The 12,895-nt window shown below is 46.1% G+C and carries 14 protein-coding genes; 2 read left to right on the top strand and 12 right to left on the bottom strand.

Features of this window, described 5'->3' with window-relative positions; genetic code table 11:
* Positions 1-268 precede the first annotated feature (268 nt).
* Both AC6ESO_RS04970 and AC6ESO_RS04965 read right to left on the bottom strand, forming a co-directional pair.
* Positions 269-748 carry a carboxymuconolactone decarboxylase family protein gene (locus tag AC6ESO_RS04970; protein ID WP_497090406.1) on the bottom strand — a complete coding sequence of 160 codons (480 nt, stop codon included), beginning with the start codon at positions 746-748 and terminating at the stop codon, positions 269-271.
* Positions 749-960: 212 nt separating this feature from the next.
* The gene (locus AC6ESO_RS04965; protein WP_497090405.1) at positions 961-1,815 is read right to left on the bottom strand and encodes a DNA-primase RepB domain-containing protein; all 855 of its coding nucleotides are present in this window, start codon (positions 1,813-1,815) and stop codon (positions 961-963) included.
* A gap of 200 nt (positions 1,816-2,015) precedes the next feature.
* Here AC6ESO_RS04965 and AC6ESO_RS04960 point away from each other — a divergent pair, with 200 nt between their 5' ends.
* On the top strand, positions 2,016-3,365 hold the full coding sequence (locus AC6ESO_RS04960; protein WP_497090404.1) for a hypothetical protein: 1,350 nt from the start codon (positions 2,016-2,018) through the stop codon (positions 3,363-3,365).
* 51 nt (positions 3,366-3,416) lie between these two features.
* Here AC6ESO_RS04960 and AC6ESO_RS04955 read toward each other — a convergent pair whose 3' ends face one another.
* From AC6ESO_RS04955 to AC6ESO_RS04930, 6 genes are all read right to left on the bottom strand, one after another.
* Positions 3,417-3,860 (bottom strand): cell wall hydrolase, encoded by a 444-nt coding sequence (locus tag AC6ESO_RS04955; protein WP_497090403.1) that lies wholly within the window; start codon positions 3,858-3,860, stop codon positions 3,417-3,419.
* A 54-nt stretch (positions 3,861-3,914) separates the two neighbouring features.
* A complete protein-coding gene (locus AC6ESO_RS04950) occupies positions 3,915-4,433 on the bottom strand; it encodes a VanZ family protein (RefSeq protein WP_497090402.1) in 519 nt (172 codons plus the stop codon).
* A gap of 130 nt (positions 4,434-4,563) precedes the next feature.
* Entirely contained in the window at positions 4,564-5,202 is a 639-nt protein-coding gene (locus AC6ESO_RS04945) for an HD domain-containing protein (RefSeq protein WP_497090401.1), read from the bottom strand.
* A gap of 169 nt (positions 5,203-5,371) precedes the next feature.
* Positions 5,372-5,938: an SF0329 family protein gene (locus AC6ESO_RS04940; RefSeq protein WP_497090400.1), complete on the bottom strand. Its 567-nt coding sequence runs from the start codon at positions 5,936-5,938 to the stop codon at positions 5,372-5,374.
* Between the two features lie 13 nt (positions 5,939-5,951).
* Complete coding sequence (map, locus tag AC6ESO_RS04935; protein WP_497090399.1) at positions 5,952-6,698, bottom strand: type I methionyl aminopeptidase; 747 nt, start codon at positions 6,696-6,698, stop codon at positions 5,952-5,954.
* A gap of 94 nt (positions 6,699-6,792) precedes the next feature.
* A complete protein-coding gene (locus AC6ESO_RS04930; protein WP_497090398.1) occupies positions 6,793-7,236 on the bottom strand; it encodes a hypothetical protein in 444 nt (147 codons plus the stop codon).
* Between the two features lie 214 nt (positions 7,237-7,450).
* Between AC6ESO_RS04930 and spoIIP the strand changes: the two genes are divergently transcribed.
* Positions 7,451-8,935, top strand: coding sequence for a stage II sporulation protein P (spoIIP, locus tag AC6ESO_RS04925; RefSeq protein ID WP_497090397.1), 1,485 nt, complete (start codon positions 7,451-7,453; stop codon positions 8,933-8,935).
* Between the two features lie 107 nt (positions 8,936-9,042).
* Here spoIIP and AC6ESO_RS04920 read toward each other — a convergent pair whose 3' ends face one another.
* The 4 genes from AC6ESO_RS04920 to AC6ESO_RS04905 form a co-directional block, all read right to left on the bottom strand.
* Complete coding sequence (locus AC6ESO_RS04920) at positions 9,043-10,233, bottom strand: glycosyltransferase (RefSeq protein ID WP_497090396.1); 1,191 nt, start codon at positions 10,231-10,233, stop codon at positions 9,043-9,045.
* Between the two features lie 177 nt (positions 10,234-10,410).
* A complete protein-coding gene (locus tag AC6ESO_RS04915; RefSeq protein ID WP_497090395.1) occupies positions 10,411-10,779 on the bottom strand; it encodes a VOC family protein in 369 nt (122 codons plus the stop codon).
* A 113-nt stretch (positions 10,780-10,892) separates the two neighbouring features.
* Positions 10,893-12,134: an MFS transporter gene (locus tag AC6ESO_RS04910; RefSeq protein ID WP_497090394.1), complete on the bottom strand. Its 1,242-nt coding sequence runs from the start codon at positions 12,132-12,134 to the stop codon at positions 10,893-10,895.
* A gap of 344 nt (positions 12,135-12,478) precedes the next feature.
* Positions 12,479-12,874, bottom strand: a complete 396-nt coding sequence (locus tag AC6ESO_RS04905) for a (R)-mandelonitrile lyase (RefSeq protein ID WP_497090393.1) — start codon at positions 12,872-12,874, stop codon at positions 12,479-12,481.
* Positions 12,875-12,895: the final 21 nt, after the last annotated feature.

The following is a 12,895-nucleotide window of genomic DNA, read 5'->3' as shown; positions in this document are numbered from 1 at the left end:
CATGTAAAGCCAACGAACGAAAGAATGAACAGCAAGGAAACAAGCATGCTCTGCACGCATTCATTGTTGTCCCCCCTTTGCTATTGATACAAATAAGACGATTAACGACGGCAATGTGTGACATGTCGATAGCAGGAGAAAGTCACCATATATGGGGATGCTCATCCTTGAAATGACCCATACTGGGCATTCTAAGACAAACAAAGAACCCTGAGTAGGGTTCTTTGTTAATAGAAGTTAAAGAAAATACTCGGCATTGGGTGAATAGTTAGCTCAAACCCGCTTTCGTCAATCCGTATGCTTCATCGGCTGAACCCGGCACGCTTTTGAAGCCGATGCTTATGCGATTCCAAGCATTTATGGCCGTAATGGAGAAGGTCAGGTCCGATATTTCTTTCTCCGATAAATGTTCGCGAACTTGGTCATACGCCTCATCGGCCACGCCGTGTTCCGGAATCTTGGTCAGCACCTCGGTCCAAGCCAGCGCTGCGCGTTCACGCGGACTAAACAGCGGCGATTCCCGCCAAATTGCAAGGTGATACAGACGAAGCTCTCTTTCGCCGTGGATCTTGGCTTCCTTGGAATGCATATCCACGCAGAATCCGCAGCCATTCATTTGCGATGCTCGGAGGTGAACCAGATCGAGGGTGCTCCTTTCAATCGAGCTATCCTTCTCAGCACCGCTAAGCGCAATGAGCCTTTTGAAAAATTCCGGCGATTGCTGCATATAATTCACCCGCTGTGTCATACGTATAACCTTCTTTCATCGTTATGGAAGTTATCAGAACGATCTTCGTTCATCGATCGCCAGCCTTCGCTCTCATGGCTTATAATTCGCAACTCCCATGCGTTTAATTCTCCTCATTTATCAAGCTTGGGACAAGCTGAAATCGTGTTTAATTATCTACTCGTTGAGCATCAAAATCGCAAATAAAGAGGCGGGACGAATAATCGTCCCGCCTAGGGATGTAAGGATAATGCTAATCTGCGGATAAGCTCGGCCTGCGTAAAAGGTTTCTTCCTCCCCCAACGCTTTACGCGCACGAGGTAAGGGCTTGAGGGGTTCTTTCGATGGTAGAAGCCGGGAACGCGCATGACGCGGGCGAGGTCCGTGATTTTGGGGTCGGAGTTGAACTTACGGACGAGTGATCGCTGAATGGGAACGAACCAGCCGATCGATCCTTTTCGGATCGCCCAGTAAATGTGGAAGCCGTTTTTGGTTTCGACGACCATTGAGCCGCGAATGAGCTTCCGGTGTCTAATAAGAAACTTCCGTTTGAGCTGCCACACTCTTCGCTTGCCTCGTTGGGCGAGCAGCAGGTAAAGTCCTTGCTTGGTCGGTGTCACACTGATGGATTCGATCCGTTCCACCGGATCCGATTGCAGCTCCAGCTTGCGACGCTCCGCCTCTTCTCTCGTTTGCAGCAGCTCGGAGATCTTGTTAAGGTCGACGTCTATGAAGTGAGCGCGAACCCCCTGGAAGTCGCCTCTGGCCTTCTCCCGGTAATTGACGGTCATGAACACCGCATATCCTTCGACGTTTTTGCGGAGCAGCCGAATAAGCCGCTTAGTTCGAGTCAAGAGCGTAATCCGGGGCAGCTGGCGTTCGATCTGCTTCATCGGCTTATGCAGCGTCATCGCCCTCGTCTTGCTCTGCGAAGTGGGCTGAGCCGGTTTGCGTGCCATCGTATCGTGGACTAGCGTAAAATGTAACGTTTGGCTTTTTTTGCAGCCGAGCTTAATCATAAAACGCCGGAATTGACGGGAACGCAACTGCATGCGGCGGCTGACATGCAGGGTCAAACGCTGCTCCACTCCATCACATCCTCTATTTAGGCTGACATCACACGTTGCATTCTCATAAAACAATCTTATTCTGCCAAGATTCCTTTCGTGCACTTACTTGGAAATAGATCTTGGCTTATGTAAATTTATGTTAATTTCTAGATTGTCCAAACGATCGATCGCACGCAAGAATACGCTAACTTAGAATAAAAAATAGGGGGACTGCAATATTGCCAACGTTATATACACAAGCAGGAGATAACGCTATTAACGCAATCGACACCGATTCAAATCAGGTAATAGCCACCGTTCCGGCCGGTGGATTTGTTCTTAAATTCAACGCAGACGCAAGCATACTCTACGCGATTAGTCCTGGCCCGTTAGGCGTATTTTCCAAAGTCGATACAACTGCCAACACCATTCTCGGCCTCTTGCCAACCGGCAGCGATTTGCGCGATTTCGTCTTGAATTTATATGGTACGCGGGCTTACATCATCGATAATGATGCCCAATCCTTGCTTGTCGTTGATACACTTACGCTTGGTGTGGTAACAATAATTAATCTTCCGAGTCCTGATGCGAAGAAATTATTCCTTTCTCCGGATGGTTCAAAGCTCTTGGTCATTTATTTATCTACAATGTTCATTGACGTCATTGATACCAAGACCAACTCCGTCTTGACACCCATAACTTTTGATGGCAACCCCATATCGCTTACCTATTCGCCTGACGGAACACGTATTTACGTTACGCTTTATCGTTCCGGCGGTGCGATCGCCATTTTAGATGCCTTAACATTCACTCCTATTTCCTTGATTTTATATGCCTCAACCCTCGGTGACATTGAGATTCGTTCCAATTATTTCTATGTGGGAGCAGGAGTGTTTACACTTGTCTTCAACTTGCTCACGAACACTTTCGTTGCTCCTCTTTTCAAAGCGGGAACACGGTTTATTTTCTCACCGGATGGAACGCGATTATATGCCTCCCACTATCCCTACGAACGCGGACTCTCCTCCTTCAGTCTCGCGACGAACACGCTTCTCGCAACGAATCCAGGTGATCCGGCAATCATACCCTATCTAGTTGTCACACCGGACGGTTCCCGCATCTATTACTCCATCAATGGCGTAAACCGGATTAACATCGTCGAAACTGCATCCTTCACCGATATGGGCTATATTGCTATTGATGGTAATGGGGGAGCCCTCGCCATGAAACCAGACCAACCGAGCCTTGAGAAAATACGCTCAACCGGCGTGTTAACGAACAATTCGAACAATGATGTGACGATCGAATTTCTAAATAATGACCCCGCTCAAGTCGCTCGTATCCAATATTATGGCTTCAGCATCATGGATAACGGACTGAAGGCCCCTTTCATGGGCGAAATTTTGACGTTGGAGCCGTTTGTTTCGGCTACGCGGACTTTTCGCGTTCCGGAACGGTTCGAGATTCAAATCGGGATTCAATATTCCAATGCCGTGTTGTCTACGCTTCAATACTTTCATAACGATGTAAATACCGTGATCTTGGATAGCGAATTATCGCCGATACCGAAACTGACTTTTATTAATTAAAAGGACTCCCGTGAGGGAGCCCTTTATTCGTTAATGGCATGTTACTATGAGTTAAAACGTATTGTATATATTTTCACATTCTTGCCCTGTCGGTTCATAGAAACAGTGCTTCTTCCATCGTCCTGCAAACGGCTGATTATACCAAGTTGCCGGACATGGCCCCGGATTATCGAACGACCCTGGACGGAAATACCATAGCGAGAATTTAGCCGGCCAATTCCGCTCCCCATTCACAGCCCGTTGCGCGAGTCGGCGTTCCCGCTCTCTTGCGCCTTGATAGTACAAACCATGCTGCAACGCTTCGAACGCATGCGGCTGATTAATCATTTGGGGAATAGTCCGGAGTTCTTTAAAATCTGAGCAATTCGCTCTTATTCGGTTAATGCCAACATTTCCAACAAGGAGCATGCCCATCTCGCCTTCGGTCTCAGCTTCAGCTCGAAGCAACCTTGCGAGCATATCAATGTCCTGTGATCTGGCTTTTACGACTCCCATCGGCTCACCTCTTTAGATTTCTAGACTCATCATATTGTAAGCGAAGCGGAAGTGTTACTCGGGTACATTAGCCAAGAACGATTTCGATGTCGTTCCCTTTAACCGTACGTAGATCAGCAAAGCTATATAGCCAATTAAGCCGCCGCTTGAATTTAGAATGAGATCGTCAACATCGAAACGGCCAATATCGAACAGGATTTGCGCGCTTTCCAGACATAAACTTAAACCGAAGGATCGAATGAAAGCGCTGGAAATAGATATACCTTTGTTCCGGGACATCAAGCCGAGAAAATAACCGAACGGAATGAAGATCGCGATATTCCCAAATAAATTAATCAGGTTGTGGCTCGATTGGACATGAATAGCACTGGTTATTTCCTTAAAGGGAATGAGATTCCCGCTATGCAAACGACTAACTACATAAGCAGGGCTAGTCATACTCTCTTTAAGTTGAGACCATAGAAATGTGAAATCGATTGGGCCGAACTTAAACAAAATAATTTTGAATAAAGCGTACATATATAAAACAAACAGACCGTGGATGATCATATCGTTCCCTGTCTTATTTTCCATTGCCCTTCCTCCTCCTTATCGTTCACTAAAGGATAAGGCAAACTTGTTAAGACGAAGTGGGGGTAAAGATAAAATGTTTCTTAAATGCCGTTAAACGAAAAAAGTCCGCGACTTCGCGGACTTGCCAGGACTACTCATCCCACCTGGAATGAAGAACGCTATGGCAAAAATTAGGCCTTTTATACCCCGGAAGAAGCAGCTCGCACACGTCGGCGTTAATGGTGCCGTATGTCGTTTCCGGTTTGTGTTTGAAGCCCTCCAAAAAGGTATGTAATATCTTATGTTTGAAGCTGTTCCGGGGAAAAGCCTCGACGATTTGCCGACGCGCTTCTGCTGAGATGAGATCGAAGTTCTTCCCCACCACATCATACCCGACGCCAAAATTCATAAGGGCCACTTCCGCTTCCTTATATTCCACGATTCCTATCGTAGTATGAAGGGCTACTGCATCCCACACTAATCGAATGTATTCCTCCGGAAGACCGCGACTTTTAAGGAAATCGCGGGCAGCATTCGCTCCATCGACCTCAAAGCGTTTATCATCGCTGCGGAATGCGGGGGTAAGGCCAATATCATGAAAGAGTGAACTGATATATAGCAATTCGGGATCGTATTTGATTTGCTTCTGATTGCCATTCATAGCTGCAAACAGATACACCCGGTTGGAATGGTTCCACAACAAATCGTCGCCATGCTCGCGCAGTAATTCAGCTGCTTCAAGAGCTAGCTTACTATCGGGAATTTTAATATCTGCGATAAAATTCGACATCTGCAACTTCCCCTTTACTCAATCGTTGAAATACGCATAGATGCTTCCACTTGGCTATTATTACCTCTTATCACAATTGAATCCAGCGCTGCCACAACAAATATGGATAAAGCTCTAATCATTAGAGTGACTCCCTTATGTCACTTTAGTACGTTGCCCTTCGCCTTTATCATGTACGAAGCCGTAGTTCATAAAAATATTGCACACTGGGATGCTTTAGCTTTATCTTCTCGCTCATGTTTAAAATTCGCTTCTTGCCAACCCGTCTGTCCACTAAGGCTAGAATATTTAATAGGATGTCCTTGCTCTCTAAGCTCTCTTCTATAGGACGGGCTAGAAACTTATTAGCTTCTACCGTAAAGTTTGATTTACTTAATGCTGCCTGTGCCGACAGAAGCTCTTTTGCAAGTTCCGATATTTTTCTGCCTCTTGCGATTACTTTTAGGCGATCCTCCGGAATTACTCCTTTGGCTTCATTTCTGATCGCTTCAATTTCTTCATTAGAAATCGGAATTTGCATTTCAGAATCATTCTTAATTTCCAGATCCGTCTGGTACCATTTGATTATCGAAGTGCCATCACTCATATTAAGTACGTTCTTTTTATCTACCGTAATATAACAATGCCCTGCTTTATCGGGTAAATAACGATAGCTGGTTGCGCGGTATTCGACCCTACCCATTAATGCAGGACTGAGAAAACTCTCCAGTTGTTGCTTCAATTTGCTCCAAGACATATAATCCTCCGGTCTATGCTACAGTCAAGATGATAGGCTGATGCTTTGTAATAATGATTGTGTGCTCATGTTGTGCCACAAAACTATTGTCTGGCACACATAACGTCCATCCGTCTCGCTGTTCGACGGTATATTCGGCACCGGTAGATAAAAAAGGTTCGACGGTAATGACCATGCCTTCTTTCAACACGCGTTTATCATGCTTGTTGTAAAAGGGAAGGATCTCTTTAGGATTCTCGTGCAGGGATTTGCCAATACCGTGACTGCACAGATTCTTAATGACATGATAGCCGCCTTTTTCAGCCTCCACTTGGATGATCCTGCCTATTTCATTCAGTTTGACTCCATGCTTCAGTGAAGAGATCACCTTCATCATCGTATCGTGCGTGTAATGACAGAGGCGAGTTAACGATGCGTTGTAAGGGGGGATTGTAAACGAGTGCCCTGTATCCGCAAAATAGCCTCCAAGTTCGGCTGAAACATCGATGTTTATTAAATCGCCCGGTTGAATCTTGCGATTACCCGGTATTCCATGGGCGACTTCATGGTTCATGCTGATACATGTGTTGCCGGGGAAATTATACGTTGATTTTGGTGCTGGTATTGCTCCATGCTCTTTCAAAAACTGTCCGCCAATTTCATCTAGTTCTTGTGTCGTCATTCCCACACGGACATGGCTTTTCATTTCACTAATTGTCATGGCAACGATTTTCCCAATTTCCTTTAAACCATCGATATCCTTCTGAGATCCAATTGTCATAAAATGACCCTCCGTATTAGAGATAACTCCATTTTACCACATAGAAAAAAAACCGCGTAATACGCGGCTTTTAATCCCGTTTGGCTGCCATTTATTAAACGTTAAACATCTTAAAGAGCGGCATAATAGATTTGATCATCCCAAAGCCCATATTTAGCATCGGATATGCTTTTCCCATTGATCCCATGATACTCCCTAAACTCCCCAAGCTCCCAAATCCTCCAAAGTTCCCTAATCCTCCACCTAGTCCATTAGCTGCATTAGCAACACCGAAACCGCCGGAGCCGGGAAATTTACCACCGCCAAACATTGACCCCAGCATACCGGGAATAAAACTGGAAACTGCTGCTTTACCTACGCGTTTGGAAGCGGCCATCTTTGTTTTCCGCGGACTCCGTTGGCCGGACAACGTCAGTTGTCCATTCTTTGCATCTGTGACCCACCCTATATAAGAGCGTCCATCCTTTAATTCGATATAAACCGGCTGGCCGATCCATTGCTTTGCGCTGTTCCTGGTCATCTTTGATTTTACAGCCATCCATCGTCACCTCTTTTCTACAGGTATTACAATCTATTCAGGCACTGGCGAGCCGTTTGTACACATGTGCCGTATTTCAATTCGGACGAGTTTCAAATGTCGTGAAAAAAATTACCAATAATTTAGCATTGAGTAATTGGCGAAAGTTTCTTATTTTTAAGAGGCTTTCGTTTTTTTGTTTTGCTAGAATTGACAACTAGATTAGAGGTGGAAGATGAAAAGATCGATTATTGCATTGCTGTCGCTATTGTTCGTACTCTCATTAACTCCTCCGGCTTCCTATGCGGCACCAACAACGATTCAATTGTTTCTTGAAGGGAAGAAGCTTAGCTCGGCCGTTGCCCCGCGTTTGGTCCATCAAACCACGATGGTGCCGATTCGCGTCATTGCGGAAGGCTTGGGCGTCAACATTACATGGAATAAGAAGAGTCAAATCGCAACACTTTCCAACGATAAGACGACAATCGTACTGCCGATTAACGGTACCTATGCGATTCTAGGCGGAAAAACGATACGTTTAGAGCAGCCGCCTACCATCATTAATGGGGTAACATTGCTCCCGATTCGTTTTGTCGCCGAGAACCTAGGTCTTGTCGTGAAGTGGGACGCAACCGCTTACGCGGTTTCTTTATGGAGAACGAGCAGCGATGTATCCGGCAGCGACCCCGCGACCGATCCGAGTGTGCCCGTAATCCCTCCGGATCAATATCCTGCGCTCCAATCGATCCAATTGGACAACAATCTATTAACGATAGGAACGAGCGGCAGCTTCACTCCTAGCATTTTCGCATCAAATGACCCGGATCGTCTGGTCGTTGATCTACCGGGTGTTACGTTTAACGGGCCTATAAGCGAGCCGGCCGAGAATGCATGGGGTGAAGTGTCGAACATTTCTCCAGGTAACCCTTATATTTCGAATATCCGATATCAAATGAAGGATTCGGATTCATCTACCATTCAAGTCGCCGTGGCTTTCAAGCAGAAAATGAGTTACCAAATTCAAAACACCGGCGATCCTTCGAAGCTGGCCATTCGATTTGATAAGGAGACGCCGGCAAACCAGGCATCGAAGTCGGCGATTTATATTTATCAATCGCATAATCGGGAATCGTGGATCCCCGAATTACCCGGCATATCGAACCCCGATCTCGCATTCAATGCGACTACAAATGTCGCTATGTTAGGGGCGCGGCTGACTGGCGTCCTGCAAGCGTTGGGCGCTGAGGTTTATCATACTTCATACGACTACGCATCTATCTATGGAAGCCAGTTCAATTATGCGAAATCATATGTTTATTCGGAGAAGTCAATTACCAATCAACTGGCTTTGCATCCGCAAATTAAATACTTATTCGATATTCATCGCGATACCAGTCCGAGAAGCGAGACGACTGTCAACATTGGGGGCACGGGCTACGCCAAATTATATTTCGTAATCGGGCTCGAGAATCCGAATTGGAGGCAGAACGATGCTTTCGCCAAAAAAATTCAAGCCTTAATCACGGCCAAGTACCCGGGTTTGTCCAGAGGAATCTACTACAAAGATAAAAGCGTCGGAAACGGATGGTACAATCAGAACTACTCCCCTTCCAGCGCATTAATCGAAGTCGGCGGAACGGCAAATACACTTGCGGAATCCAATCGAACGATGGATATTTTGGCTCAAGCCATCAACCAAATCCGATTGGGCGGTCAATAATCGGCGAAAGTGCCGAAACGCACGCCCAGAGTCTTCGTTCCAAAAGCACAACAAAAAAAGAGCTGGCAACAGCTCTTTTTTGTTGTTATTCGCATGCTTAAGGCAGCTCATAAGGAAGCTTGTATAAACGCCTGCATGCTTGAGCGAACGGTCATGGTCTGATACAAATACGTAATCGTTCGCGATGTCGTGATTTCCCTATTGTATATGGAGACTGATGACGTCGACCCTGCATCCATGAGGTTCGATTCTTTCATGGTACGAATGAAGGTAACATCCGCCGGCGCATGCTCACTGTCGAATATAATGCACCATTCCGCCTTCGCTCTCGCAAGTGCCTTATGCAAGGCGTAGTTGATCGAATGATTGACATAATACAAAATACGCACCCGAGGGTCGTGGAACGGTTCAACGATCTCTTCGGTTTCTTTTTGCGTCGTCAAGCTGACAATGATCAATTCGAAATTGGTTTCGTACTGGTCAATGATGTTTCCAAGCGCAGTATGAGCACGAGCCACTTCTCCTGGTTTCACAATGAACAAGGCGCTAAACAGGAGCGGCATGCTTCGCCTCAGGCGCGTTTCATAATGAGCCCTGTGAACCTCATTCCAGCATAAGCGGTGCTTGGAGATATCGTTTGCGATGTGAGTAGATAAGCTGAACGGAGAGTTGATCCGATACTCCATCAGCTCGATAGGCACGTATTTGATCTCACAGTAATCGGTCATGCGCAGCCAATAATCGTAATCCTGAATATATCTAAACCGATATCCATCCACGAGACGGCAATATTCCGTACGGTGAAGAAAGGCAGGTCCGATAATACAGCCGTCAAGCAGTGCTTCCTTGGGACGATTCTGCCAGCTGCGCAGCGTGTGAAGAAACTCCGGCGTATGCGCGGGCTCGCCGTTTTCGAATATTTGATTGAAGCTGCTGTACACGATGCCCACATTGGGCTCCGCCTGATCCATTGCGTTCACTAAAGTGCCCAAAAATGACCGGTAATAGATGTTATCTGTCGATACCCAGGTCAAGTAATCGTAACCTTGGTCCATTAAGATTTCAAATCCGTAATTAAGCGCAAATGCTACGCCTTGATTGATTGGATAGGAAACGATCTTTACCCGGGGATCGCCGGTGGTGCACGCCTCAATTAGCGGCAGCAGCTCAGGCGCTCCATCGATGACAATCAGGAAGGTAAAGTTTGGATAAGATTGATCACGCATCGTTTGGATCGCCATCCGGATATAAGCTTCATTCTGATAATAAACCGGCATGACAACGCCGACTTTTGCCATTCGAATTCACCTCTTCCATTTATAGTATTCTATGAAAGAGTCACCTTGATCGAGATAGTCAGAGCGCACATTTTTATTGGTAAGGAATTTTCTATGCTGCCCATTGAAAAATAAAAAGCCTGCGCTTTACGCAGACTTCATTTGGCGGCTATTAATGGTAACCAGTGTCCGTTGAGTTTATTGACCGAATCCGATCGTGAATCCGGCCGGGTCCTTAATGGCGAATTCTCTCATGTTATATTCGTTCGTTCGCAGCTCGTATAGGAACACTGCATCTTTTGACTTGAACGCTGCAAACAAATCATCAACATTTGAAACCATAGCGAAAGCGTCGAGCCCTTCATTATCAAAGTTGTTTGGAGTCGCAGGTATCATTCGTCTCTCGTGAACAATGAACCCAATTCTATTCCATTCAACAAAACCCATATCGTAGTCGCGCCAAAAACCCAGCCGCTTGTAATAGTCAAGTACGAGCTTGCGATCCGGGACATAAAAAATAGGTGCAATATTTCGGATTGTAACCTGGCCTTTGTCGACATCCTCCATAAAAACCTTCCTCCTATAAAGTTAAACTTTTCCTTTTATCGATCATGAAACTTATTTCGCTGTTTCTAATCCAATTCCCTTTGTTAGACAAATGGAATCTCTCACTCCGGCATTCATTCCTTCTCCGCCGTTGACAAAGCCGTCGACTCCGTGCTTGCCTGCAATCGCAAAATCGGAAGAATAATGAAGATGCCAATAACAAATAAACACCCGGACATTAAAAAAGCGACAGACAGAGAAGTCATTTCTGTCACAAGGCCCGCCAAGCTCATCATGACGATCATAGACCCGCAAAAGATAAAGTTCAAAATTCCGGTTACCCGGCCAACGAATTCTTGTTTCGTGTTCTGCATGGTCATCGTAATCGTGCTGATATGATTGCAGGGCAATAAGAGTCCAAGCAGAAACTTCATCAGAAACGAAAGCCATATCCACTCGGAAAAGCCTAATACAGCTACGGTAACGGCAGCCCCCGCGTTGCCGATAATAAACAGCACTTGCGGTGAAACCTTTTTCGCGAAACTAAGCGTAATCCCGCTGCCAATCAGCAGCGCTGCTCCTTCAACAATCAAGAACCACTGCATATACGTCTCTTTAAGCCCAAGCTGTTCGGTGATTAGAAATATCCAAAGCGGTTCGGTGATCCCGATCGCGAACCCGCCTGCAATATAGGCTCTGCCGAGCGTCGATAGCGTTTTATTCGCGAGCACGTATTTGAAACCTTGTTTGATATCCGTCCTTATAGAGGTTGGTCCCTCTTTCACAACGCTGTGAGTAGAAGGCAATTTGAGTAGAACCAATGACGATATGATGAATACGGCTCCTGCAACAGCCAGCGAGGTATTGATACCATACCGCACATAAACGAACGTACCGATCATTGGACCTAAGATGATAAACATATTGAACAGCGTCTCGTACATGGCCATCCCAGCCTGCATCAGTTCTTCGGGTACGTGCAGCTTGAATAGCTTCATACCGGAAGGCTGTGAGAACTGGGAGAAAATCGACGACATAAACGTTACGAAGAAGATCGCTTTCCAGTTGCCGACAACAAGGGTCAGCAGAACGGCAAAAATCGAAAGCGCGCTTAGCAAATCGCACCAAACCATCGTATGCTTCGGACGCCATCTGTCTGCGAACATGCCACCGATAAACGAAAATAAGATAATCGGTAAATATTCGGCTACTGAGATCAACGAGATCGCATACGGATCTTTGGTTTGCTCGTACACATAAAGTAAAATGGAGAAATTCCGCACCCAAATGCCGATCTGCAGGAACAAACCGGAAAGCAAGATCACCAGTACTACCCGATTGCTAAACAGCTGTTTCGGACTTGCGTCGGAACTCATGCTCTCACCCTTCCAGCCCTCGTCCTGTTAAACCGCATAACATAATGGATGTATATTATTACGGGGTAAGTCTTAGTCTAATTTGTCCAAGCAGATGTAATCCAAGTTGCATAGATTTTATTGTAAAAGTAACTTCGGTGGGTGATAACGTGTACCAACATTCATGTAACTGTGGCTAGAGGCTTAACAACCTCGGGATTAACCGTCTTTTCTGCATTACAAAACTTAAATTCCGATATACTTGGACCGGAAAGCGTTAATTTTGTTGCACTGTCTGAAGTTTGATTGACCTTATCTTGAACAAAAAAGAGCCCGTGATCACACTCTCGGGCTCTTCATTATTATTAGGAATCGTATTGCTCGTCACTGACTTTTTCCAGCCATTCAACCGCCTTGCCATCCAGACGTTCTTGAATGGCGATATGGGTCATCGCTGTCGTCGGTGAAGCGCCGTGCCAATGTTTCTCCCCTGGCGGGAACCAAACCACGTCGCCGGGACGAATTTCCTCGATTTGATCTCCCCATCGTTGGACCCGCCCTTGTCCTGCCGTAACAATCAGCGTTTGCCCCAATGGGTGCGTATGCCAGGCCGTCCGTGCTCCCGGCTCGAACGTAACGCTGGCTGCAGCTACGCGCGCAGGATCGGCCGTTTCAATCAACGGATCGATCCGAACCGTGCCCGTAAAATAGTCCGGGGATCCTTTGCCTGAAGGTTGTGATCCAATTCTTCTGATTTCCATGATCTGATCCCTCCTTCGGTT

The organism is Paenibacillus rhizoryzae, from assembly GCF_059686995.1.
Note: the sequence above shows the minus strand (reverse complement) of the source record. Positions and strands in the feature narration are given on the sequence as shown.

What these genes read in the sequence shown, in the direction of transcription:
- AC6ESO_RS04970 (WP_497090406.1), bottom strand. Translation starts at nt 748, where the DNA reads ATGACACAGCGGGTGAATTATATGCAGCAATCGCCGGAATTTTTCAAA.
- AC6ESO_RS04955 (WP_497090403.1), bottom strand. Translation starts at nt 3,860, where the DNA reads ATGGGAGTCGTAAAAGCCAGATCACAGGACATTGATATGCTCGCAAGG.
- AC6ESO_RS04950 (WP_497090402.1), bottom strand. Translation starts at nt 4,433, where the DNA reads ATGGAAAATAAGACAGGGAACGATATGATCATCCACGGTCTGTTTGTT.
- AC6ESO_RS04945 (WP_497090401.1), bottom strand. Translation starts at nt 5,202, where the DNA reads ATGTCGAATTTTATCGCAGATATTAAAATTCCCGATAGTAAGCTAGCT.
- AC6ESO_RS04940 (WP_497090400.1), bottom strand. Translation starts at nt 5,938, where the DNA reads ATGTCTTGGAGCAAATTGAAGCAACAACTGGAGAGTTTTCTCAGTCCT.
- map (WP_497090399.1), bottom strand. Translation starts at nt 6,698, where the DNA reads ATGACAATTGGATCTCAGAAGGATATCGATGGTTTAAAGGAAATTGGG.
- AC6ESO_RS04930 (WP_497090398.1), bottom strand. Translation starts at nt 7,236, where the DNA reads ATGGCTGTAAAATCAAAGATGACCAGGAACAGCGCAAAGCAATGGATC.
- spoIIP (WP_497090397.1), top strand. Translation starts at nt 7,451, where the DNA reads ATGAAAAGATCGATTATTGCATTGCTGTCGCTATTGTTCGTACTCTCA.
- AC6ESO_RS04920 (WP_497090396.1), bottom strand. Translation starts at nt 10,233, where the DNA reads ATGGCAAAAGTCGGCGTTGTCATGCCGGTTTATTATCAGAATGAAGCT.
- AC6ESO_RS04915 (WP_497090395.1), bottom strand. Translation starts at nt 10,779, where the DNA reads ATGGAGGATGTCGACAAAGGCCAGGTTACAATCCGAAATATTGCACCT.
- AC6ESO_RS04910 (WP_497090394.1), bottom strand. Translation starts at nt 12,134, where the DNA reads ATGAGTTCCGACGCAAGTCCGAAACAGCTGTTTAGCAATCGGGTAGTA.
- AC6ESO_RS04905 (WP_497090393.1), bottom strand. Translation starts at nt 12,874, where the DNA reads ATGGAAATCAGAAGAATTGGATCACAACCTTCAGGCAAAGGATCCCCG.